This window comes from Massilia haematophila, from assembly GCF_042647645.1.
GTDB lineage: Bacteria > Pseudomonadota > Gammaproteobacteria > Burkholderiales > Burkholderiaceae_D > Telluria > Telluria haematophila.
This window is the reverse complement of sequence record NZ_JBHRVV010000001.1, coordinates 720,391-742,428: the sequence shown is the minus strand read 5'-3', so window position 1 is coordinate 742,428 and position 22,038 is coordinate 720,391. Positions and strand designations below refer to the sequence as shown.

Here is a 22,038-nt window from a genome sequence, read left to right as displayed (position 1 = left end):
AGAGGTACGCTGTGACCATGCCATCGAAATTACTGTGGGGCGAAGGGTTGTTCCTGCGCCCCCAACATTTCCAGCAGCAGGACCGCTACCACGAGGCGCGCCTGAACCAGACCGCGCGCGCCCTGCACCCGTATTGCTGGGGCGTGCGGCGCCTGGCCATCGACCATGAAGCCCTCAAGTCCGACACGCTGCGCATCGACGCGCTGTCGCTGGTGTTCCCGGACGGCGAGCTGTACCGCGCGCCCGAACTCGACCCCCTGCCCCTGCAGGTGCGCCTGGGCGAGCTGCCGCCGAGCACCCAGAGCATCACCTTCCACGCCGCCCTGCCCGCGCTCAAGCCGCACGGCGAGAACTGCGCCGAACCCGACGAGGAGCACGGCGAGGCGCGCTACGTCCAGCACGAACGCGAGACCCAGGATCTGTTCACCCGCGCCGCCGACGCGCCGGTGGTCTACCTGCGTAAGACTGTGCGCCTGGTGTCGGACCTGGACGCCCTGGAAGCCTTCGACAGCTTTCCGCTGGTGCGGCTGCGCCGGGTCGCGACCGGCGGCTTCGAGGTCGATCCCGGCTTCATCCCGCCGAGCGTGTCGATCGAGGGCGCGCCCGGCCTGCACAACGCGGTGGCGCGGCTCATGGAAAAGCTGCTGGCCAAGGTCAACACCCTGTACGGCCACATGCGCGAGCCGAGCCGCAACGTGGTCGAGATCCGCGGCGGCGACATGTCCTCGTTCTGGCTGCTGCACACCGCCAGCACCGGCTACGCGGCCCTCTCGCACTACCTGAACCATCCCGAGCTGCATCCCGAGCGCCTGTTCGGCGACCTGCTGGCGTTGGCGGGTGGCCTGATGGCCTATTCGCGCAGCCACAAGCTGGAAGACCTGCCGGCCTATTCGCACCTCGATCCGGGACCGGCGTTCGCGCGCCTGGTCGACATCCTGCGCGACCTGCTCGACACCGTCGTGTCCTCGAAATACTTCTCGGTCCCGCTGTCGAACGAGCGTCCGTCCTATCACCTGGGCGCGCTCGACTCCGGCAAGATCAACGCCCAGACCACGCTGTATCTCGCGGTAGCGGCCGACATGCCAGCGCTGCAGCTGATCGACATCGTGCCGCTGCGCTTCAAGCTCGGCGCGCAGCAGGACGTCGACAGGTTCGTGCTCTCGGCCATGCCCGGCGTGCGCCTGCTGCACGCGCCCCAGGTGCCGGCGGCGCTGCCGGTGCGGCCCGACACCTATTACTTCATGCTGGAGAATAAGGGCACCCTCTACGAGAACATGCTCAAGGCCCAGGCGATCTCGATCTATGTGCCGAACGGGATCCGCGACCTGCAGCTCGACCTGATCGCGGTGGTCGCATGAGCGCCCACGTCGAACGCCGCGCAGCGTCCCAGGCCGGCCGCGGCGCCGCCGGCAACGCCCCGCAGAACCTGGTCGACCTGATGTACGAAGGTTTCTACGCCCTGTTCCTGCTGAAGAACGGCTGCGGCCCGCACGACAAGACCGCGTTCGCCGACCACATGACCGCCTTCCTGGGCGACGTCGACCGCAACGCCAGGGCGCTCGGCGTCGCCGCCGAGGATGTCACCGCCGCCAAGTACGCCTTCTGCTCGGCGGTCGACGAGATCATCCTGCGCTCGAACTACGAAGTGCGCGAAGCCTGGGAAACGCGCCCGCTGCAGCTGCGCGTGTTCGGCGACCAGCTGGCCGGCGAACACTTCTTCCACCGGCTCGAGGACCTGCGCGCCAAGGGCAGCGTGCACCTGCAGGCGCTCGAGGTCTTCCACATGTGCCTGCTGCTCGGCTTCCAGGGCCGCTACGCGCTCGACGGCCAGGACAAGCTGAACTACCTGGTGGCGCGCCTGGGCGACGAGATCGCCCGCATGCGCGGCAAGAACCGCGGCTTCGCGCCCCACGCCGAGCGCCCCGACCAGATCACCAACACCCTGCGCAGCGACCTGTCGCTGTGGGTGCTGTCGGCCGTGTTCGCCCTCGCCGGCCTGACCGCCTTTGTGGGTTTTCGCGCCAAGCTCTCGCACGACACCGAGAGCACGCTGGCCGCCTACAACGACCTGGTGAAGCTGCCGCCGCGCGCGGCGAACGTGACGATTACCCTGCCCTAAGCCAGAAACGACATCGCCGCCGGCATTGCTGCCGGCGGCGATTTTTTTGGACGTTGAGGACGCTTACTGGACAACCTTGAACTCGATGCGACGATTGCGCGCGCGGCCCTCGGTTGTACGGTTATCCGCCACCGGCCGGTCCGGTCCTTCGCCCGACACCGCGATCGAGTCCGGATGGATGCCGCGCCCGGTCACGTAGGTCTTCACGGCTTCGGCACGCGCCTGGCTCAGCGACAGGTTGCCGGCGCGCGAGCCGGCGTTGTCGGTGTGGCCGATGACCTCGACCTTGATGCCGTTGAGTTTTTTCAGCGCTTCGCTCATCTGGTCGAGGATCGCCATGCCTGATGGCGTGAGCGCCGCCTTGCCCGACTCGAACTCGATGATGCGGTTGGCCAGCGCCGCGTCGAGCACGCCCTGCTCCGAGGCCGCCACGCGCAGGCCGTTGTTGACGGTATAGGTCGGGTTCAGGCTGGCGGCGATGTCGCCGGCGATCTGCTGGCGCTGTGCTTCGCTGGCGACGTCGCCGCGCAGGCTGACGTTGTTGCCGTCGACTTTCAGCTGGCCGCGGCTGATCAGTTTCAGGTTGGGGCCGATCAGGCGGCCCACGTAGTCGTTCCAGTTGGCCGGAGTGCTGACCGTGCCGACCGACAGCTGGTCGACCACGCGATCGACACCGTAGACCGCGCGCAGGCGTCCCAGCAGGGCCGCCTTGCTGGCTTCGTCGGCGACCGTGCCGGCGACCACGATCGGCGCGCCGGGCGTGGCGGCCGGCGCATGCACTGGCACTGGCACCGGCGCCGGCGCCTGGGCCTGGACGGCGCCAGCGACCAGCAGGGCCGCAATTGCGGAAAGGGGTTTGTTCACGCTGCGCCTCCGATGAAAGTCTTGATGAACAGCTCGCGCGCAAGCTTCAGGGGCAGCTGCGGCTGGTCGAGGTAGCTGGCCAGGGCGCGCACGTCGACGTCCAGCCCAAGCTGCTCGTCGATCCAGCCGGTGTCGTCGAAACGCACCTGCTGCTCGATGGCTACCAGCGGGTCGATGATGCCGCGCAGGGTCTGGGCGGCGGCGCCGCAAAAGCCGATCACCAGCACCGCACGGCCCTCCTGGAGGGTGAAGAACAGCGCCAGGTCGAAGCCCGTGCGGCGCACGAAGGGCGCCACCAGCTCCAGCCAGAACGCCGCGACCGGCGCGCGCAAGGCCTCGTCCTCGGGCAACGGTAGCACCAGGCTCTTGTCGACCTGGGTCGGCTTGCTGTGCATGACCGGCTGCAGCAGCAGCCCGAGCGCGAGCACGATGCGGCTGGCCTCGAGGTCGCCAAGCAGGCGCGAGAGCGAACTGATGGTGCCCGTGGCCAGGAAGCCAGCCAGCGCGTCGTCGGTTTCGCCGAGCGTCACGGCCGCTTCGCTGATTTCCTGCAGGTGCGGCGCCGGGTCCGCATCGGCCACCACGCGCGGCGCCATCGTCTCCAGGAAGGCCCAGAGCGGCGCGAAGGCCAGCGGGCAGCGCGAGACAAAGGCCGGCGGATCGGCCACGTCGAGCGTGCGCATCATCAGGAAGGGGAAGCGCCGGCCCGGGGCGTCATGGCTGGCAATCAGGTGGCCGGCCACCGCGAGTTTGCGCGCCGGCCCGGCAAAGACGAAGCTCACCGGCGCCATCGCGTCGTAGTCGATCTTCCAGCGCGCACTCGAAGGCAGGCGCTGCATCACGGCCGCCAGCCAGTCGTCGAGCATCCCCATCGCCGGCGCGTCGTACGCCACCTTCACGAAGTCGCTGCGCGCCGGGATCTTGCCGAAGTAGCCGATCCGGTCCAGTTGCGCCAGGCGCATCATTGGGCACCTCCGGTGGCGGCCATGGCCGGCGTCTCGGCGGGCTGGCCGACGATGGTCAGCGGCAGGCGCATGCCGCGAAAGCCCTGGCTGCTCGCCGTCCCGCTGCTGGCGCCGGACTCGGCGCTGCTGGTGATCTTCAGGTCGACCGCGACCGTCACGCTGCCCGCGCTCCAGCGCAGCTCGTGGATGCCGCCGTCCTTCTTCTTCTTCTTCGCCGCCGCTTCGATCATACGCTTCAGTCCGAACTGCCCGGGCTCGTTGAACAGTTCCACGGTGCGGCCGTCGAAGGTGACGGCGGCAATCCGCGCGCCCGACATGCCCTGCGGCCCCGGATGGACCATGTTGGTCCAGACCGGCGGCGTGTTCCGGTAGCGCAGCTGCTGGCCGTCGATCTCGATGGTGTACTCAAGCGTCCCGGGCGCCGGCGTGGCCAGCAGCTGGAACACCGTTTGCGGCCCCGCCGAGGTCGCGGTCGCGACGCCGTTGCTCGATAGCGGCGCGACCCAGCCCGGGAATGCCTGCACCGCCTGCGGCGCCAGCGTGATGCCGATGTCGGCCCAGGTGCGCGGCGAGAGCGCGTCGCCGCGCCGCACCACCAGCGGCCCCATCGCCGTGTTGACGAACTTGGCGACCGCCCCTTCCGGGCCGAACACCTGGCCGATCTCGGCGCCGGTGGCTTCGATCTTGCTGCCGGGCGCGAACGGGTACTTGTCGGCCAGGGTCTTCTGGAAGGGCTCGACCACCTGGGCCTGCCAGGTCTTGTTGATCTCCGACTCGGACGGCTGCACGACCATCGCAAAGGTCTGCACCAGCGGGCGCACCAGCAGCGGGCGCAGGGCCGCCTTCTGCGGTTCGGTCATCCCGGTCAGCATCTGCTCGTCGACGTACTTGAGCGCGTCGGCCAGCTCCGAGCCGCTGCCTTCCAGCGTCTGCTGCATGAACTGCTTGGCGCCGGGACCGGGGTCGCCCTGGTTCTTCAACTGGTTCAGGCGGGTGCGCAGGCGCGACAGCGCATCGAGGTAGCCGCTCATCAGCGATGCTTCCTTCTCGCGCGGTCCGACCAGGCGCGCCACGCCGGCGAACTCGCGCCCGATCGGGCCCATCGCGCCAGTCAAGCCATTTGCGCCTGCCGCCAACGGCCCGACCGCATCGGCCAGGCTGCGCGCATCCGACGGCGCGCGGCGCAGCACCACTTCCTTGAACCAGGCCAGCATGCCGCGTTCGGTCTTGCCCAGGTTGATCCGTGCGGCGCCCGGGTTGTCCCAGGAGGTCTCGTCGTAGATGGTCTTGAGCAGGCGCGCCAGCGGCGAGTTCTGCGGGTCGCCCAGGCGGTTCATGGCCTGCACGCTGGCCTCGAAGCCCTTCAGGTCGGTCACCGTCACGCCCTGTACGAACTTGCCCCATTCTTTCGCGTACTCGGCCTTGTACATGTCGACCAGGGTCTTCTGGATCTGTTCGGGGCTGCCTTCCAGCGTCAGGTCGTCCTTGGCGACGGTCTTCAGGACCCAGTCGGTGCTTTGCAGCTCGCGGTTCGAGGCATCGCGGATTGCGCCCTGCACGTATTTATCCCAGGCGTCGCGGGTGAAGGCGCCGCTGACCGCATGGCTGCCCGCGAGCAGGCCTTGGTCCTGATCGCCGACGATGCGCGCCACCGTCACCGCCGGGAAGCGGGTAGCGGCGCGGGTCTTGATGTCGGCGTAGACGCGTTCGCGCGCCGGCGTACCGCGCACCACGCGCCGCAGGTTCTCGCGCACGCCGTCCAGCAAGCCAAGCTTCAGCGTCACCTGCGGCCAGGCCTGGTCGTTGATCTGCGCCAGGTGAAAGCTCAGCAGGCGCTCGGCGCTGCGGATCATCTGCTCGCGCGGCATCGCGCCGCGGTTCGCTTCCAGCCAGGTGCGCCAGTAGCGCGTCAATTGGTCGTTCAGGTGGCCCGGCTCGGCGTGGCTTTTATCGCCCAGCATCAGGTAGGTCTTCAGCGCGTTATAGGCATCGGCGACATTCGTCGGCGAGACGTCCTGGTAGGGCTGGCCCGGACGCACGGTCGAGGCGGCCGGCGCCGCATCCGCATTCGGATCGAGCGCGGCGGCATTCGCGTTCACCTCGGCCAGCATGGTCTCCAGGGCGGCGGCGACCGGCTCGACCATCACCGCGCGCACCCCGGCGAAGTACTCGTCGCGCAGCTTGCGCTCGAGCTTCTCGCCCTGGTACAGCCCGAAGGACAGGGCCAGGGGCTGGTCTTCCTTGTACTTGTCGAGCTGGGCGATGCGGTCCTGCAGGATGTCGAGCGCCTCCAGGCGCGACTGCAGGTCGATGCGCTTGTCCTGCATGCGCATCACCTTGTCGAGGTCGGCCTGGACGTTGGCGACCAGCTGCAGGTTGCCCATGTAGGACCAGCTCCAGCCGCCGAGCGCGGCGCCGAGCGCGATCGTCGCGGCGAAGAACGCGGCGTACTTCAGGCGCGCGCTGGCCGGGTTGGTGTAGCGCTTGACCAGCTCGCGGTCGGCGAAAATGACCTTCCTGAACAGGTCGAGCAGGAAGTAGCCGCCGTCCTCCCCGGCCCCGTCGTTCTCGCCGGCCCCGCCTTGTCCACATGCGTCGCGCAGTTCGAGGTCGAAGCGGCTGGCCACGCGCTTCGAGGCCAGGTCCTGCACCGCGCCTTCCTGCAGCGCGCTGGTGAAGTAAAAGCCGCGGAACACTGGCTTGAACTGGTAGGTGTTTTCCTCGAACAGGGTCGACAGAAAAGCACGCAGCGGGGTCCTGATCGCGGCGAATTCGAGCGGGAAGGTGAACACGCCGGGCCGCATCTGCGCGCTGCGGTTGCCCGCCATGTTGGCCAGGCTCATCTCCTTCAGGCCGTCGTGCAGCTCGTCGAAGTGCTGGTCGAAAAAGGCCAGCACGTCCTGCGGCGTGCTGCGCCGGTTGTAGCGCAGCGTCGCGCCCCAGATGCGGTCGCGCTCGGCGCGCTCGCTGTCGTGGAAGAAGTCGGAGAAGCCGGCGATCAGGTCGGCCTTGGTGAAGACGACGTACACCGGCGCATAGACGCCGAGGCGTTCGGTCAGTTCCTGCACCCGGGTGCGCAGGCTCTTGGCCAGCTCCATCGTGCTGCTGGCCGGCCCCGCGGTCAGCTCGGCCACGCTGACCGCGATGATGATGCCGTTGATCGGCGCGCGCCGCCGGTGCTTCTTCAGCAGGTCGAGGAAGCTGAACCACTCGGCGCGGTCGCCGTCCTGCACCGAATAGCGGCCGGCGGTGTCGAGCAGGATGCCGTCGGTGGTGAAGAACCAGTCGCAGTTGCGGGTCCCGCCCACGCCCTGGACCGCCTTGCTGCCCGGGATCGGGAAGGTCAGGCCGGAGTGGGCGATGGCGCTGCTCTTGCCCGCCGCCGGGTTACCGATGATCATGTACCAGGGCAGCTCGTACAAGGCCTCGGCGCCGCGGGTCAGACCGAGTTTCGAGGTCTTGATGGTCGTGATCGCCTCCAGCATGTTCTTGCGCAACACCGCGACTTCGCTCCTGGGACCGTCGCCCTGCGCGTCCTTGTCGGCGCCGGCCGCCAGGCTGGCCGTCAGGCGTTGGGCAAGGCGCTTTCGCCACAGGCGCCGCGCGCCCCAGTACAAGCCCCACAGGGCCAAGAGCGCCAGCGCCGCGATCAGCGACCAGATCAGGCCGATTTCGAAGGTCTCGGCGCCCAGCAAGAGGAAACCGAGCAGTGCGGTGATGCCGATCACGACGAGCACGCGGCTGTCGGTGAGGAACTTCCAGAGACGGGCCATGGCGGGAGCGTGTGTGAGTTGGGAAATGAGTCAGACAGGCAATGCTCGCACCATTCCCGGTGGCAAAAGTTGACACGTCTCAAGCTCCAGCGGCCACTGTGCTAGCGGCGCATCACTCCGCGCAGGCGCAGTTCGGTATGTCCCAGGTCCATCATCTTCCAGCGTCCGCCCCAGGTCAGGCCGAGCTGCTCGGCCACTTCGCCGTAGAGCTGGTAACCGCGCATGGCCCAGGGATCCTTCTCCGAAATCACCAGCTTGCCGTCGCGCCAGAATGCACAGTCGGCCGCCAGGCCGTACTGGTGCCAGCTCTGGAAGGCGCGCGCATTGGTGACGGCGCCGCCCATCTGCGCCAGCTGGTCCTGGCGCGCCGGGCTGCGGTAACCCTCGAGCAAGGCCATCTCGTAGCCGTGCTTTTCCTTCATGATCTTGAATGCCAGCAGCAGGCGCTGGCTGAAGTCCGGATGCATCAGGCCCCAGTTGCGGCTGGCATTGACCAGCATCGGCCGCACCAGCACCACTTCCTGGGTGCTGAAGGCCAGGGGCGGCGGCGCCACCGGCGGCACCAGCTGCTCGCCCTGCAGCAGTGCGGCGATCTGGGCGTCGGGCAAGGCCTCGACCGGCTGGTAGTCGGGCAGCATGTCGGGCGAACGCATCACCAGGGCCAGCAAGGAAGGGATCGCCACCACCGGCACGCCGATGGCCAGCACGATCCAGTTGCGCCGCGCCAACTTCAGCACCTTCCTGCCGAGCGCCGCCAGGTCGTGTCCCAGCGCCGCCGGCCGGGACGGGCGCCCGGCGCGCCAGCCTGCCGCCTGGCGTCCCAGGCGCAGGCGGCTGCGCAGGTTGAACACGAGCTGGCCCAGCATTGCCCTGCCAGTCGGAAAGATCGCCAGCCAGATCGCAGTGCAGGCGACGCAAAAGTACAGAAACGCGAGAAAGATCAGCATGGCTTTCCCCAGATTGTTTCTAATCGGACTGAAAACGCAATCTTAGGAGTAATGCCGTGCGGCCTACAGACGAAAATCAAGCAGCCTCGACGCGACCGAACCTGATGTCGTCGCGCCGTGCAGCCGGAGAGGAAAACATTCTTGCAATGCTGGAGCGCGATTCGGCCCGCCGTGCCGGCGGACGCATCTCGAGCCCGCGCCTGGCCTGGTATTGCGCGGCCGCCGCGTTCACCGGCATCCTCGTGGGCGTGGTCGCCTGGCTCGCCTACGACAACCACACCACCGCGACGACCCTCCAGGCGCAAGTCGAGCGCGTCGACGAGAACACGGCGCCGGCGGCCGCGCCCGCGCCGCCGCCCGAGTCCGCGCCGCTACAGCTGTCCGAAGCGCCGCAGGCCGCCGTCATCGTCGATCAACCCCAGCCCCAGGATCGGCCGGCCAACCCGCCGCCGCTGGTGATGCTGCCGCCCGATGAGGCCAGCACAGCCAGGCCGCCAGCGCCAGGGGCTCCGCCAGAGGCGCCGAAGAAAGCAGCGCCAGCAGCGCCGCAGCCGGCGCCTGCCATCAAGACACCGGAGAAGACGGACAATGCGGACAAGACGCGCACGCCCGAGAAAACCGCCAAGGCGGACAAAGCCACCAGGGCCGAGAAAGCCGCCAAGGCCGAAAACGCGGCGAAGGCGCCCCGCCCCGCCGATGCGCCCAGGCGCAAGGCGACGCCGGGTAAGGCTGCCGATTCCGCGGTCGACAGCGACGTCGCACTGATCTCCGCCATCATCGCCCAGTCCGAGCGCCACCGTAGCGAACGCGAGCAGGCGCCGCCATGCACAGGCGCGAAGTGCCCGGCGCCGGCCAAGCGCTGATGTGGCAAAAAACCACGGCCGCGCTCCTGCGCGGCCGAAACTGCTGGGCCGATTGCGCGCTGCGGCGCTATACTGTACATAAGCACAGTGTCGCATCTCGCAATGAACAGGGTTCTGGAAAACGAGTTTTATTACCTGGACAACTTCCAGGGCGTCCTGGACTGGATCGGCCAGCGCTACGACGACCTGCTGACTGACGAGGAACGGACTTTCATCGCAGCCTTTCCGGCGCTGCCGCAGCCGGCGCGCGCCCTTTTCGTGCGCATGGTCATGCGCAAGGGCACGCTGTTTCGCGCGTCCAAGCTGCGCTACGCCGAAATCGGCTGTCCGGTCGAAGCAGCGCGGCAGCTGCTCGGCACCGGCTGGGTCGAGCATGACCCCGTCGTCTCGCTCGACGAGCTGTTCGATCTGCTCTCCAAGCCCGAGATCGCCGCCGCCTTCGGCGCCCACCTGCAGCATAAATCCGCGCGCAAGGCCGAGCAGCTCGCGGCCCTGCGCGAAAGCTTCGGCGAGGAGCGGACGTTCTCCGCCTGGTACCGCGATTGCGACGACCTCGCCCTGCGCATCCACGTCAAGCCGCTGTGCGACCGCCTGCGCCTGATCTTCTTCGGCAACCTGCGCCAGGACTGGACCGAGTTCGTGCTGTCCGACCTCGGCCTGTTCCGCTACGAGCAGGTCGAGTTTTCAAACGCCTCGCGCGGTTTCCGCGACCGCGCCGACATCGACCACTACCTGCTCCTGCACGCCTGCAAGGAACGCTTTGCCGAAGGCATCGAGCCGGCCGACGACATCGTGCGCGACCTGCCCGAGCATGCCTTCCACAACGACTGGCTGGAGAGCCGGCGCGAGAAGCTGCTGTTCCAGATCGGCCAGCACTACGAGAAGCAGAAGGACTGGGACCGGGCCCACGCGCTGTATGCGCGCTGCCGCTTCCCGGGCGCGCGCGGCCGTGCGATCCGGGTGCTGGAAAAGGCCGAACGCTATCTCGAAGCCTGGGAGCTTCTGGGCGTTGCCCAGGCGGCGCCGGAAAGCGACGCCGAGCGCCAGCACCTGCTGCGCATCGGGCCGCGCCTGGCGCGCCGCCTCGGCCATCCGAAGACCATCGCGCGCCGCATCGAGCCGGTCCGGATCGACGTCTGCCTGCCGATGCCCCAGGGCGACTGGTGGGTCGAAGGTGTGGTGCGCGAATACCTGGCCGATGAGGGCGCGCCCGTCTTCTACGTCGAGAACATGCTGGCGAATGCCTTGTTTGGACTCTTGTGCTGGCGCGCGGTGTTCGCCGCCATCCCGGGGGCATTCTTCCACCCCTTCCATCGCGGTCCGGCCGACCTGTACAGTCCCGACTTCGCCCAGCGCCGCGCCGCTGAATTCGCCGATTGCCTGGCCCAGCTCGACGACGGCCGCTACCGCGCCACCGTCATGGCCCACTTCGTCGAGAAGGCCGGCATCGCCTCGCCCTTCGTGGCCTGGGACTACCTCGACGCCGGCCTGATCGAACTGGCGCTGGACTGCATCCCGGCCGCCCACCTGAAGAAGTGGTGCGAACGCATCCTGGCCGACGTCAAGGAAAACCGCACCGGCTTCCCCGACCTGATCCAGTTCTGGCCGGATGAAAAGCGCTACCACATGATCGAGGTGAAGGGACCGGGCGACCGCCTGCAGGACAACCAGCTGCGCTGGATCGACTACTGCGCCACCCACGGGATGCCGGTGTCGGTCTGCTACCTGCAGTGGGAGCAGGCGGCTTGAGCGAGCCCGCGGATTCCAGCACGAGATACACGGTTGCCGTGCGCGCCCTGTGCGAGTTCACCGCCAAGCAGGGCGACCTCGACCTGCGCTTCACGCCCTCGCCGACCGCCCAGGAAGGCATCGCCGGGCATGCGGTGGTGACGGCGCGCCGCGGCGACGGCTACCGCACCGAAGTCTCGCTGTCCGGCGACCACGGGGCCCTGCATGTGCGCGGCCGCGCCGACGGCTACGACGCGCGCGAGAACCTGCTGGAAGAGATCAAAACCTACCGCGGCCAGCTGGCATCGATGCCGGACAATCACCGCCACCTGCACTGGGCGCAGCTGCGCGTCTACGGCCACCTGCTGTGCGCCGAGCTCGGGCTCGAGCAGGTCAACCTGGCCCTGGTCTACTACGAGATCGGCAGCGGCCACGAAACCGTGTTGCGCGAGACCCGCAGTGCGCCCGAATTGCGCGCGCTGTTCGAGGAGCAGTGCGGCCGCTTCATCGCCTGGGCCGAACAGGAGCTGCGCCACCGCGAGGCGCGCGACGCCGCCCTGGCCGCGCTGCCCTTTCCCCATGCGGCCTTCCGTCCCGGCCAGCGCCAGCTCGCCGAGACCGTCTTCAAGGCCAACAGCGCCGGGCGCTGCCTGCTGGCGCAGGCGCCGACCGGCATCGGCAAGACCGTCGGCAGCCTGTTCCCGGTGCTGAAAGCCGCACCGAACCAGCGCATCGACAAGATCTTCTTCCTGGCCGCGAAGACACCGGGCCGCCAGCTCGCGCTCGACGCTGCCGCCACCATCCGCGGCGCCAGCCCTTCCCTACCGCTGCGGGTGCTGGAACTGGCCGCGCGCGACAAGGCCTGCGAGCATCCGGACAAGGCCTGCCAGGGCACCTCCTGCCCGCTGGCGAAGGGCTTCTACGACCGCCTGCCGGCCGCGCGCGCCGCCGCGCTGGACGTGCCGGTGCTGGACCGCGCGGCGCTGCGCGCAGTCGGCCTGGCGCACGATGTCTGCCCGTATTACCTGGGCAGCGAGATGGCGCGCTGGAGCGACGTCGTGGTCGGCGACTACAATTATTATTTCGACGGCGGCGCCATGCTGTACGCCCTGGCCCAGGCCAACGGCTGGCGCGCCAGCGTGCTGGTCGACGAGGCGCACAACATGGTGGCGCGCGCCCGCGCGATGTACTCGAGCCGGATCGACCGCGCGGCCCTGCGCCTGGCCCGCGCCGCCGCGCCGGCGCCGGTCAAGAAGACGCTCACCAAGCTGGCCCGCGCCTGGGGCGAGATCGACGCGCACGCGCCCCACCCCTACCAGGTCCTGCCGGCGCCGCCGGAAAAATTCCTGAGCGCGCTGCAGGGCGCGACCAGCGCGATCAACGACCACCTCGCCGAGCAGGCCGTGCCGCTCGACCCGGCGCTGCAGGAGTTCCTGTTCGACGCCCTGGCCTTCGGGCGCCTGGCCGAATCCTTCGGCGAGCATTCGCTGTGCGACGTCGCGCGTCAGGATCAAGGCAAGGACACCACGCTCAGCATCCGCAACGTGGTGCCCGCGCCTTTCCTGAAGTCCCGTTTCGACGACGCGCATTCGGTGACGCTGTTCTCGGCCACGCTCAGTCCCTGGCATTATTTTGCCGACCTGCTCGGGCTGCCGCCAGACACCGGCTGGGTCGACGTCGAATCGCCGTTCACCGCCGGCCAGCTGCAGGTAACGATAGCCGCCGATATCTCGACGCGCTACCAGCACCGCGCGGCTTCGCTGGCGCCGATCGCCCGGCTGATGGCGGACCAGTATGCGCGCCAGCCCGGCAACTACCTGGCCTTCTTCAGCAGCTTCGATTACCTGGCGCAGGCCGCCGACCTGTTCGCCCGGCAGCACCCCGAGGTGCCGGTCTGGCGCCAGGAGCGGCGCATGAGCGAGCGCGAACGCGCCGCATTCCTCGACCGCTTCGAGCCGAATGGGCGCGGCATCGGCTTCGCGGTGCTGGGCGGCGCCTTCGGCGAAGGCGTCGACCTGCCGGGCGCGCGCCTGATCGGCGCCTTTGTCGCCACCCTCGGCCTGCCCCAGCTGAACCCGGTCAACGAGCAGCTGCGCGCGCGCATGCAGGCCATGTTCGGCGCCGGCTACGACTACACCTACCTGTATCCCGGCCTGCAAAAGGTGGTGCAGGCGGCCGGGCGCGTGATCCGCACCGAGCAGGACCAGGGCGTGGTCTACCTGATCGACGACCGCTTCGATACGCCTGACGTGCGCGCGCTGCTGCCGCGCTGGTGGCAGCAGTGACCGCACCCTGGCCGCGTCAGCGCATCATCTCCCTGAGTTTCTGGTAGCCGCTGCGCGAGACGGGAATGCGCTTGCCGTCCTTCAGCACAGCGCACCAGCTGTCCTTGCTCGCGGCCTCGATGCGTTCGATCGCGCCCACGTTCACGATGTAGGAACGGTGCGCGCGCAGGAACATGGCCGGATCCAGGCCCTGTTCGAGTTCGGCCATGCGTCCGTTCTTCAGGTGCGCCCTGCCGCCTGCATGGATCTCGACGTAATCGTCCTGGGCCTCGATCCAGGCGATGCTTTCGGCCGGCACCACGTGCACCCGCGCGCCCTCGCGCACCAGGATGCGCGTCAGGAATCCGTCGCGGCGCGCCGCTTCCAGCGCCACCGCTTCCACCGCCTCCTGCGGCACCGCGCGCCCGCGCGCGCTCTCGAGTGCCTGGGCCAGGCGCTCGCGGCTGAAGGGCTTGAGCAGATAATCGATCGCCCGCACCTCGAACGCCTTCAGCGCGAACTGGTCGTAGGCGGTGACGAACACGTAGCGGGTGCGGGCGCCGGCCAGTTCCACCACTTCGAAGCCATCGAGTTTCGGCATCTGGATGTCGAGGAAAACCAGGTCCGGCTGCAGCTCGCCGATCGCCTTGACCGCCTCGAAACCGTTCGCGCATTCGGCGACGATCTCGACCTCCGGATGCCCGGCCAGGTACTCGCGCAGCAGCGCGCGCGCCAGGTGTTCGTCGTCCACGATGATGACACGCATGGTTTCTCCTCAGGTCGCCGGCGCCGGCTCCGGCAGGCACGATGCCGGCAGCGTCAGGTCGACGCGAAAGCGCTGCGGTTCGCGCGTCCAGTGGATGCTGGCCTCGTGCGCGAACGCGGCCGCCAGGCGCCGCCGCACGTTGTCCAGGCCGATGCCGCAGCCGGCCGCCGGCGCGGCCGCATCGTCTTCCTCGTCGGCGTCGTTCTCGACCCGGATGCGCAATAGCGAACCGGCGCGTTCGGCCGCGATGCGCACGGCGCCGCCGTCGAGCCGGTTGCCGATGCCGTGCTTGACCGCGTTCTCGACCAGCGGCTGCAGGATCATCGGCGGCACCAGGCAGGCACCCGCCTCCTCGTCCAGCGTCTCCTCGAAACGCAGGCGCGGGCCGAAGCGCACCTGTTCGACCGCGAGGAAGGCGCGCACCAGCGCGATTTCCTGCACCAGGGGCACGTGGCGGTGGGCGTCCATGCCGAGACTGCGCCGGAAGAAGTCTGACAGCTGCAAGGTCATGCCGCGTGCCGCCGCCGGGTCGATCGAGGTCAGCGCACTGATCGAATTCAGGCTGTTGAACAGGAAGTGCGGATCGACCTGGGCGCGCAGCATGCGCAGTTCCGCTTCCCTGGCGGCCAGCTTCATCTCCAGCTCGCGCCGCTCGAGGTGGCGCGCGCGCTCGAACTCCAGCGCCAGGTACTGGCCCACCGCCGTCATGCCGTAGAGGATCACGCCCAGGCCGAACATCAGCGCGGCAAACGGGCGCGTCACCGCGAGCGGCCCCGGCGCACCGCCGCGCAACAGCTCGCTCCAGCCGCTGCCGGCCGCGGTCCACAGCGCGCCCGCGCACAGCGCGGTGCAGGCGAAGATGCCGAGCACCGCGTACCAGGGCTTGCTCGCCAGCGGGTAGGCACGGCACAGGTAATAGGACGAAAAACCACTGGCGCAGCCGTACAGTAGCGCCAGCGGCAGCGCGAACAGCAGGGCCGCGCTCCATGGCGCGCCGGTGACGGCATCGAGCAAGCCCGCCAGCATCAGCCCGAGCAGCAGCCAGGCCGCCAGGTACAGCATGACGCTGCGGCGCGGACGCATCAGTTGCGCACCTCGACGCCGCCCATGATCGCGTAGCCGCGGATGACCAGGCGCTTGCGGCTGTCGGGCGGGGTTACGGTCTTCTCCTCGAAGCCGCCCAGGATCGGCGTGCCCTCGAGGATGACCGTCCAGTCGGGCGGGCACTTGATCGTCACCCCGCCCCAGAACGCGAATACGTGGATCACCGCTTCGCCGGAGGCGATCGAGGCGCCGCGCATGTCGAGCGAGCAGCCGCCCATCACGGCGGTGACTTCGCCGCCGCGGAAGTCCTGGGTGTGCACGCGACGCTCGAAGCCGCCGAGGATGGCCGTCACGTCCAGCTGCTGCGCATCCTCGCCCGCCATGGCGGCGCCGGGATTGTCGAGCGCCACGGCGTGGCTGCTGCCCGCGCGCGGCCCGCTCATCGCCCGGTACACCACGAAGGCGCCGGCGCCGATCAGGACCAGCGGCCAGGCCATGCGCCAGCTGATGTCGACGATGCCGAGCCGGTTCAGGATCATGACGGTGCCGACGCCGATCCCGGCCAGACCGACCAGGTAGCCGTGCGGGGTCGTGGTATCGAGCAGCTTGGCGACGCCGGCGAAGATGAACACCAGCGGCCAGAAGGCCAGCGCCTCGTGGACTTCGATGATGTCGAGATTATCGAGCAGGAACAGCAGGCCGATGGCGATCACGAGCACGCCCATCAGCACCTGGCTGGTCATGGTGCGATCGCTGCGGCTTGCACGGCGGGCGCGCCGTTCTTCGATGCTGTCCTTAAGCATGATCCTTCTCCCTGGTCGACGGAAAGCGGCGCGCGATCACGGGCCCGAGCACCAGCTGCAGCCCCCACATCAGGATGAACAGCGGCCAGCTGTTACGGAAAGTCAGGCCCAGGAAACCCTCGGACACCGCGAACAGCCAGAGGCCGATGAAGACCAGCCACAAGCCGTTCGTGAATTCCTTCGCGCTCGGGTAGCCGATGGTCTGGTTGATGCCGGCCACGACCAGCAGCAGCGGCCAGTAGTGCCAGAACTCGCTGGCATCGAGAACGTCCATGCGGTCGAGCAGGAATATTAGGCCGACCAGGATCAGGACCAGTCCCCACATCATCTGCTTGCGTTGCCGGTAGCTGTTTTCGCTGCTCATTGCATCCTCCGTGTTGTGATGTAAACACGATAACGGGACCGGCGGCAAGAGGAAAGCGTCTTTCGGCGAATGGCGGCAGGCAATCGGTGAACGGCGAAGGATTCGGCGAAAGATTCGGCGAAGGACCCGGTGAACGGCGACGCAGCAGTCAGGGCCGCCGGAGAAGAAAAGAAAATGGGCGAAAAAAAGCCCGCCTCATGGGCGGGCCGGATGCGCTCGCGAGCGCCGCTTACGCGGCGGAGGCCGACAGGTTCATCGGCGGCTGGTTCTTGACCTGGTTGCGGTACTTGGCGCGTGCCGCGGCCTGCTTGACGGCTTCGCGCGCGATGTTGGCGCGGCGGATTTCCTGGCGTTCCTGCTTGCCGCGATGTTGGGCAATGTGCTTGTTACCGATTTTCTTGGTCATGACCTTCTCCTTTGGTGAAACGTGTACCTTGCGCTCAGGAGCGGTTGGTGGCCATCTTCAAATCCGCCTGCATCAGCATCCCCCACCCGAGCTGGCGCCGGATTTCCTCCGGCGTGGGTGGCGGTTTCGGATCGCGCGAACGCCGTTCGAGGTATTCGCGAACCAGGTGCTTCGGTGGATTCTTGATGGTGGCAGCCATGGAGCCTCCGCTTGCGCTGGACTGCCGCCGCCCGTTGGCGACGGCATGGAATCTGGTGCCGATCCTCGAGGCGACCGGCTAACCTGTTGAGATAGTTGACGTCCGCCGGATTGAATCGCGGGCGTCTCACTCACACGGCTTCATGATAGCGGCGCCCCGGCCGGCCGACCGTTAAGTGCCGCACACTGTGTGCGATAACCCAGCCGTTTCGGTCGTTCCGAACGAAAAAAGGGGAGCCGAAGCTCCCCTTTTCATGCTGCACGCGCGGCTATCAGAACTTGTACTTCAGGTTCAGGTAGAACTGGCGGCCGCTGACGTCCAGCTTCTGCTGCTCTTCCTCGCTGTAGCGGTAGTAGGCGCGCTTGACGTTGGTCAGGTTGGTCGCGTCGAACGACAGCACCAGCTGCGGGGTGATGTTGTAGCTGGCGTTGAAGGCCAGCGTGGTCACCGGTGCAGCCATGGTCGGGGCGGTCGGCATTAGCACGCCGTTGATGGTCGACATGCCCTGGCTGTTGGCGGTCGGCGACGGCGCGGTGGTGCTGTTCACGTATTCGCCGCGGTAGTTCGCCACCAGGCGCGCCGAGGCCTTGTCGTTCTCGAAGTACAGGCCCAGGTTGCCGGCCCACTCGGAGGCGCCCACCATCGGACGGCCGTCGTCGACCTTGGTCTTGGCGCGGCTGACGTTCGAGGTGAAGCCGAACGGGCTGTCGCCGAACGGCTGCTCGTAGGCCAGCTCGATGCCGGTGATCTTCGCGCCCTGCTGCGACGAGGTGTTGATGAAGAAGGTCTTCACCACCTGGTCGCGCGGGTCGGTCAGCTCGATGGTCGAGGTGCCGACGGTGCCGGTCTTCACGTAGCCGTCGATCTTCGAGTGGAACACGCTGGCCGTCACGGCCGAACGCTTCGCGAAGAACCAGGACCACGACAGGTCGACGTTATCCGAGGTCAGCGGACGCAGGTCCGGGTTCGGGCCGGTCACCTTGCAGCCGCTGGCGTCGCAGCCCGGGGTGCCGAAGCCGCTGCCCAGCACGTTGTAGTTCTGGCGGCCGATGGTGCGGCTGGCGCCGAAGCGGGCGATCATGTCCGGATTGATCTCGTAGCGCAGGTTGACGCTCGGCAGGAAGTTCTTGAAGACCTTGTGCGTCGGGGTCTTGTAGTACATCGTGCCCGCCAGCGGATTGAACGGCACGCCGTCGTAATAAGCGCTGGCGTCGCCGGCAGTCGTGATCGCGCCCGGGTAGGCGGCGCAGACGGTGGCCGGCTGGCCCGGCTCGGCACGCAGGCAGGTGCGCGGGTTCGGGATCGGGGTCGCGATCTGGGCGTCGACCACGGTGCGCACGTAGCGTACGCCGACGTTACCCGACCACGGACCATTTTCCAGGTTGGCCATCAGGTAGCCCGAGCTCTGGCGCTCGCGCATGTCGATCTCCGAGCTGACGCGGCGTTCCCATTCGGGGCTGGTTTCCTTGGTGGTCGCAGCGATATAGGCCTTCAGCGCTTCCGGGGTATAGGTAAAGCCGGTGTTGTCCCACCAGCCGCCGTCCAGGCCGTTGCCGAAATCGCCAGGATACGGCTGCCAGCCCTCGGTCGGGGTGACGGTCGACTGGATGATCTTGCCGGTGGCGTCATAGGTGACGCTCAGCGGGCTGCGGAAGGCCGGGCCCCAGCGGCCGCTCTTTCGCTTGTGGTCGGCGTGGCGCACGCCCATCTCCAGCGACTGCACCCAGGCGTTGTCCAGCTTGTACTCGGCGTCGAGCTGGCCGCTCATTTCCTTGTCGGTGGTGCGGATGCCCGAGGCGGTGCGGCCGACGATCATGTAGCCGCTGCCGTCCGGGTTGATGCCCGGCTGGTTCAGGCCGGCGCCGTGGTACTTGACGTATGGCGCTTCGTGCAGGCCGCCCATTGCATACGAGACGCCGGTGCCGAAGCGGGCGAAGGTGGTACCCTGGTCGAGGTCGGTCTTGCCGACGCCACGGGTGGTCGAGAACAGGCCCTTCAGGGTCAGGTCCTGGTTCACACGGTACTTGGCGTCCAGGTCAAGGAAGGAACTGGTTGCCTGCGCGCCGTCGCGGTAGAAGCCTTCCGAGTTGCCGACGTACTGGGGCGTGGTGCCGTCCGGGAACACGATGTCGGCGGCCTTCAGTACCTTCAGATCGTGGCCGTACATGGTGCGCTCGGTGACGATCACCGGGTTGCGGATCTGGGCATAGACGCGCTGGCCGTTCGACGAAGTGTTTGGCGAAGTGGCGGTAATGCCGCCCAGCGTCTCGCCCTTACCGAGCAGCATCGAGTACATGGCGCCCGAGGTCAGGCGGCCATTGTTGTTGGCCTTCATCGACGAATGGAAGCCGGTCATCGTCACGTCGAAGTCGGCGTTCGGCTTGAACTGCATCGAGATCATGCCGCCTTTGCGGTCGCGGACGGATTCCACGAATTCCGAGCTCATCGAGCCCGGCATGCGCACGCCGTTCAGGTCGGCGGCCGTGTAGCCGGTGCCGGCAAGCGAGGCGTCGGTGATGCCGAGCATGGTCGAGGTGTTGATCACGTCCCAGCCGCTGCTGGCGCCGTAGGCGAAGCGCGAGACCGAGTCGCGGCGCACGTAGCGCTTCTCGGCGAAGCCTTGGGCGATGATGCCGAAGGTGCCGGCTTCGTTTTTCCAGTTGACCGAGGCGTTCAGGTCGGGCGCCGACTTGTCCGGCAGCTGCGCATAGCTGGCGCCGAGGCTGACCACGCCCGACAGGCGTTCCTTCTGCGACAGCGGCTTGCGGGTGGTGACGTTGATGGTGCCGGCCAGGCCGCCGTCGACGATGTTGGCCTGCGAGGTCTTGTAGACCAGGGCCTGGTTCAGGACCGAGGACGGCATCAGCGACAGGCTGGTCGAGCGCGAGCTCGAGCCCTGGTCGCCGACGTATCAGTCGCCGCCGGAGACGGTATGGCCGTTGAACAGGATCAGCGACATGTCCGGATTGGTGCCGCGCATCGACACCTTCTCGGCTTCGTCGTAGTCGGTACGCACGGCAACGCCGGCCAGGCGCTGCAGCGAATCGGCCAGGTTTTTGTCGGGCATCTTGCCCACGTCTTCCGCCGTGATGACCTCGACGTTGGCGGTTGCGTTCTTCTTGACGCTGAGCGACTTGGCCATCGAGGCACGGATACCCGTCACCTCGACAGTCTGCATCTGGGCCTGCGCGTCGGCGGTTTGCGCCATGACCGGCAAGGCGGTCAGGCTGAACATCGCCATCGAAACGGCGGCCGCCAGCGGCTTCTGCTTGAACATGATCTCTCTCCTGGTATAGATATTGGCTTACTGCTCGGCAGTCGGTTCGCTGCCATACTATTAGTATTATCTATAAGCAAATATTTTGGACAATCACTTGTCATCCTCTGGTCATAACTTGAAGGAATGTATATGGCCGGCAACAAGGGGTTATGGCCGCATGATGAATATTCATTGTCAAAATGGCTCGGTCCACGTTAGCGTCCTGATTTTGGATTCTGGAGACACCCCTATGCGCCTTGCCTGCCTGCTTCTCGCCGGCGCCGCCCTCGCCGGCTGCGCTTCCCCGCCACCGAAGACCGCGCAAACGGTTCCCGCCCCGGCGCCGATCGAGACCATCCTGCAAAAGCAGATCTACCAGATGACCCCGGTCGAGGCGGGACGCTACGTGGCCTGGGTCCACGAAGCCGAGCCGGACCTGCGCAAGCGCATCGCCGCCATCGGCCGCAAGAACATCGGCCAGCCCTACATCCTGAACCTGCTGGGCGAATTCCCGTTTGAGGTGCACGACAACCTGCCGCTGTTCAGCCTGGATCACAGCGATTGCGTCGTGTTTGCGGAACACACTTACGCGATGGCGCTCTCGCGCTCGTGGGAAGAGTTCTTCTGGATGCTGCAGCGGATTCGCTACAAGGATGGCGTGATCGGCGTGGCCACCCGCAACCACTACACGGAACTGGACTGGAACGTGTCGAACCGCTGGCTGGTCACCGACATCAGCGCCGAGCTGGCAGGCGCCAACGGCCCGGCCTACGACATGCGCGTCGACCGCGCCCGCTTCCTGAAGACGCGCCACAACACGGTGCGCGACATTCCAATCGAGACCAGCCGCCAGGCCTTCGTGCCGAAGGAGCAGGTCGCCGCCATCGCCAGCCAGCTGCAAGAAGGCGACTTCGTGAACGTGATCTCGACCAGGGACGGCGAACACTGGGCTTCGCACGTCGGACTGGTGGTGCTGGGACCGAACGGCGAGCGCCACTTCCTGCATTCGGCCGAGCCGAAGGTGCGCGAGGAGACGTTCGAATCCTTCATGGCGCGGGCGGCCGAGCGCGAGGCGAAGAACGCACGCGAAGGCAGGAACGGCCAGCGCCTGGCCGGCTTCAAGTTCCTGCGCCTGAACGAGAACATCGTGGTGCCGCCGATGGCGCCGCAGCCACGTCCGGGGACCTGACCCGGCCTTCGGGGCGCACCGCAGCGGCGCCCCGACCTTCCTGCCGCGGGCATCCGCCCGCTCCTCCTGCTCCTCCCCCTTCCAGCCACAGGTCCGCGCAACGCCGATCCAGGCCTTTTCCTGCCGGCCGTCGCCGATTCGCCACACCCGCGCCGCCATTATGTCGGCCCGCTCGCGCGAAAACGGATTGCGCAGGCATTTAATTTCTCAGCACAAATCATTTATTTGTTGTTCGGAAATCTATCGCTCCGCCCCACTCCATTTATTTCCGATTTTCATTTCTGAAATTAAATGAATTCCCGCTTTCGTTTTAATTCGGAATTTCCGGTTGAGCGGGGTCAAACTCATCATTCGGGCGGCCCACGATAATAAACTTACTCAGCAACGGCCAGTCTAATCGTCGCCCCGATTTTATTTAGCGTTCAAATATTTCCAGCAGAACCCAATTTCACTTTCTTCACTATTTGATCGAATTGCGCATTGTC

The 22,038-nt window shown here is 67.2% G+C and carries 17 protein-coding genes and 1 pseudogene; 6 read left to right on the top strand and 12 right to left on the bottom strand.

Features of this window, described 5'->3' with window-relative positions; all coding sequences use genetic code 11:
• Positions 1 to 11 precede the first annotated feature (11 nt).
• On the top strand, positions 12 to 1,358 hold the full coding sequence (gene tssK / locus ACFOPH_RS03410; protein ID WP_379733544.1) for a type VI secretion system baseplate subunit TssK: 1,347 nt from the start codon (positions 12 to 14) through the stop codon (positions 1,356 to 1,358).
• Positions 1,355 to 2,119 (top strand): type IVB secretion system protein IcmH/DotU, encoded by a 765-nt coding sequence (gene icmH / locus ACFOPH_RS03405; RefSeq protein ID WP_312548283.1) that lies wholly within the window; start codon positions 1,355 to 1,357, stop codon positions 2,117 to 2,119. The genes tssK and icmH overlap by 4 nt, the downstream gene beginning before the upstream one ends.
• A 63-nt stretch (positions 2,120 to 2,182) precedes the next feature.
• Here the strand turns inward: icmH and ACFOPH_RS03400 are convergent, their stop codons facing one another.
• The 4 genes from ACFOPH_RS03400 to ACFOPH_RS03385 all read right to left on the bottom strand — a co-directional run bounded on the left by ACFOPH_RS03400 (position 2,183) and on the right by ACFOPH_RS03385 (position 8,668).
• Entirely contained in the window at positions 2,183 to 2,983 is an 801-nt protein-coding gene (locus ACFOPH_RS03400) for an OmpA family protein (RefSeq protein WP_379733541.1), read from the bottom strand.
• Positions 2,980 to 3,948, bottom strand: coding sequence for a type VI secretion system-associated protein TagF (tagF, locus tag ACFOPH_RS03395; protein ID WP_312548282.1), 969 nt, complete (start codon positions 3,946 to 3,948; stop codon positions 2,980 to 2,982). The genes ACFOPH_RS03400 and tagF overlap by 4 nt, the downstream gene beginning before the upstream one ends.
• Positions 3,945 to 7,721 carry a type VI secretion system membrane subunit TssM gene (gene tssM / locus ACFOPH_RS03390; protein ID WP_379733539.1) on the bottom strand — a complete coding sequence of 1,259 codons (3,777 nt, stop codon included), beginning with the start codon at positions 7,719 to 7,721 and terminating at the stop codon, positions 3,945 to 3,947. The genes tagF and tssM overlap by 4 nt, the downstream gene beginning before the upstream one ends.
• A 101-nt stretch (positions 7,722 to 7,822) precedes the next feature.
• A complete protein-coding gene (locus ACFOPH_RS03385; RefSeq protein WP_379733537.1) occupies positions 7,823 to 8,668 on the bottom strand; it encodes a M15 family metallopeptidase in 846 nt (281 codons plus the stop codon).
• Positions 8,669 to 8,814: 146 nt separating this feature from the next.
• Here ACFOPH_RS03385 and ACFOPH_RS03380 point away from each other — a divergent pair, with 146 nt between their 5' ends.
• From ACFOPH_RS03380 to ACFOPH_RS03370, 3 genes are all read left to right on the top strand, one after another.
• Positions 8,815 to 9,531, top strand: coding sequence for a hypothetical protein (locus ACFOPH_RS03380; RefSeq protein WP_379733535.1), 717 nt, complete (start codon positions 8,815 to 8,817; stop codon positions 9,529 to 9,531).
• A 102-nt stretch (positions 9,532 to 9,633) separates the two neighbouring features.
• Complete coding sequence (locus ACFOPH_RS03375) at positions 9,634 to 11,280, top strand: VRR-NUC domain-containing protein (protein ID WP_379733533.1); 1,647 nt, start codon at positions 9,634 to 9,636, stop codon at positions 11,278 to 11,280.
• Positions 11,277 to 13,544 carry an ATP-dependent DNA helicase gene (locus tag ACFOPH_RS03370; RefSeq protein WP_379733531.1) on the top strand — a complete coding sequence of 756 codons (2,268 nt, stop codon included), beginning with the start codon at positions 11,277 to 11,279 and terminating at the stop codon, positions 13,542 to 13,544. The genes ACFOPH_RS03375 and ACFOPH_RS03370 overlap by 4 nt, the downstream gene beginning before the upstream one ends.
• Positions 13,545 to 13,560: 16 nt before the next feature.
• Here the strand turns inward: ACFOPH_RS03370 and ACFOPH_RS03365 are convergent, their stop codons facing one another.
• From ACFOPH_RS03365 to ACFOPH_RS03330, 8 genes and pseudogenes are all read right to left on the bottom strand, one after another.
• Positions 13,561 to 14,289, bottom strand: coding sequence for a LytR/AlgR family response regulator transcription factor (locus tag ACFOPH_RS03365; RefSeq protein ID WP_379733530.1), 729 nt, complete (start codon positions 14,287 to 14,289; stop codon positions 13,561 to 13,563).
• A 9-nt stretch (positions 14,290 to 14,298) separates the two neighbouring features.
• A complete protein-coding gene (locus tag ACFOPH_RS03360) occupies positions 14,299 to 15,372 on the bottom strand; it encodes a sensor histidine kinase (RefSeq protein WP_379733528.1) in 1,074 nt (357 codons plus the stop codon).
• Positions 15,372 to 16,136: a LiaI-LiaF-like domain-containing protein gene (locus tag ACFOPH_RS03355; protein WP_312548274.1), complete on the bottom strand. Its 765-nt coding sequence runs from the start codon at positions 16,134 to 16,136 to the stop codon at positions 15,372 to 15,374. Before ACFOPH_RS03355 ends, ACFOPH_RS03360 begins: the two co-directional genes overlap by 1 nt.
• Positions 16,129 to 16,500, bottom strand: a complete 372-nt coding sequence (locus ACFOPH_RS03350) for a LiaI-LiaF-like domain-containing protein (RefSeq protein WP_312548273.1) — start codon at positions 16,498 to 16,500, stop codon at positions 16,129 to 16,131. The genes ACFOPH_RS03355 and ACFOPH_RS03350 overlap by 8 nt, the downstream gene beginning before the upstream one ends.
• Positions 16,501 to 16,729: 229 nt before the next feature.
• Positions 16,730 to 16,906, bottom strand: coding sequence for a hypothetical protein (locus tag ACFOPH_RS03345; RefSeq protein ID WP_312548272.1), 177 nt, complete (start codon positions 16,904 to 16,906; stop codon positions 16,730 to 16,732).
• A gap of 34 nt (positions 16,907 to 16,940) precedes the next feature.
• A complete protein-coding gene (locus ACFOPH_RS03340; RefSeq protein WP_379733525.1) occupies positions 16,941 to 17,105 on the bottom strand; it encodes a hypothetical protein in 165 nt (54 codons plus the stop codon).
• A 271-nt stretch (positions 17,106 to 17,376) separates the two neighbouring features.
• Positions 17,377 to 19,989, bottom strand: a pseudogene (locus ACFOPH_RS03335) (TonB-dependent receptor); the annotation flags it as partial.
• A 27-nt stretch (positions 19,990 to 20,016) separates the two neighbouring features.
• Positions 20,017 to 20,382 (bottom strand): TonB-dependent receptor plug domain-containing protein, encoded by a 366-nt coding sequence (locus ACFOPH_RS03330; protein WP_379733523.1) that lies wholly within the window; start codon positions 20,380 to 20,382, stop codon positions 20,017 to 20,019.
• Between the two features lie 232 nt (positions 20,383 to 20,614).
• Between ACFOPH_RS03330 and ACFOPH_RS03325 the strand changes: the two genes are divergently transcribed.
• The gene (locus tag ACFOPH_RS03325; protein ID WP_312548269.1) at positions 20,615 to 21,553 is read left to right on the top strand and encodes an N-acetylmuramoyl-L-alanine amidase-like domain-containing protein; all 939 of its coding nucleotides are present in this window, start codon (positions 20,615 to 20,617) and stop codon (positions 21,551 to 21,553) included.
• Positions 21,554 to 22,038 lie beyond the last annotated feature (485 nt).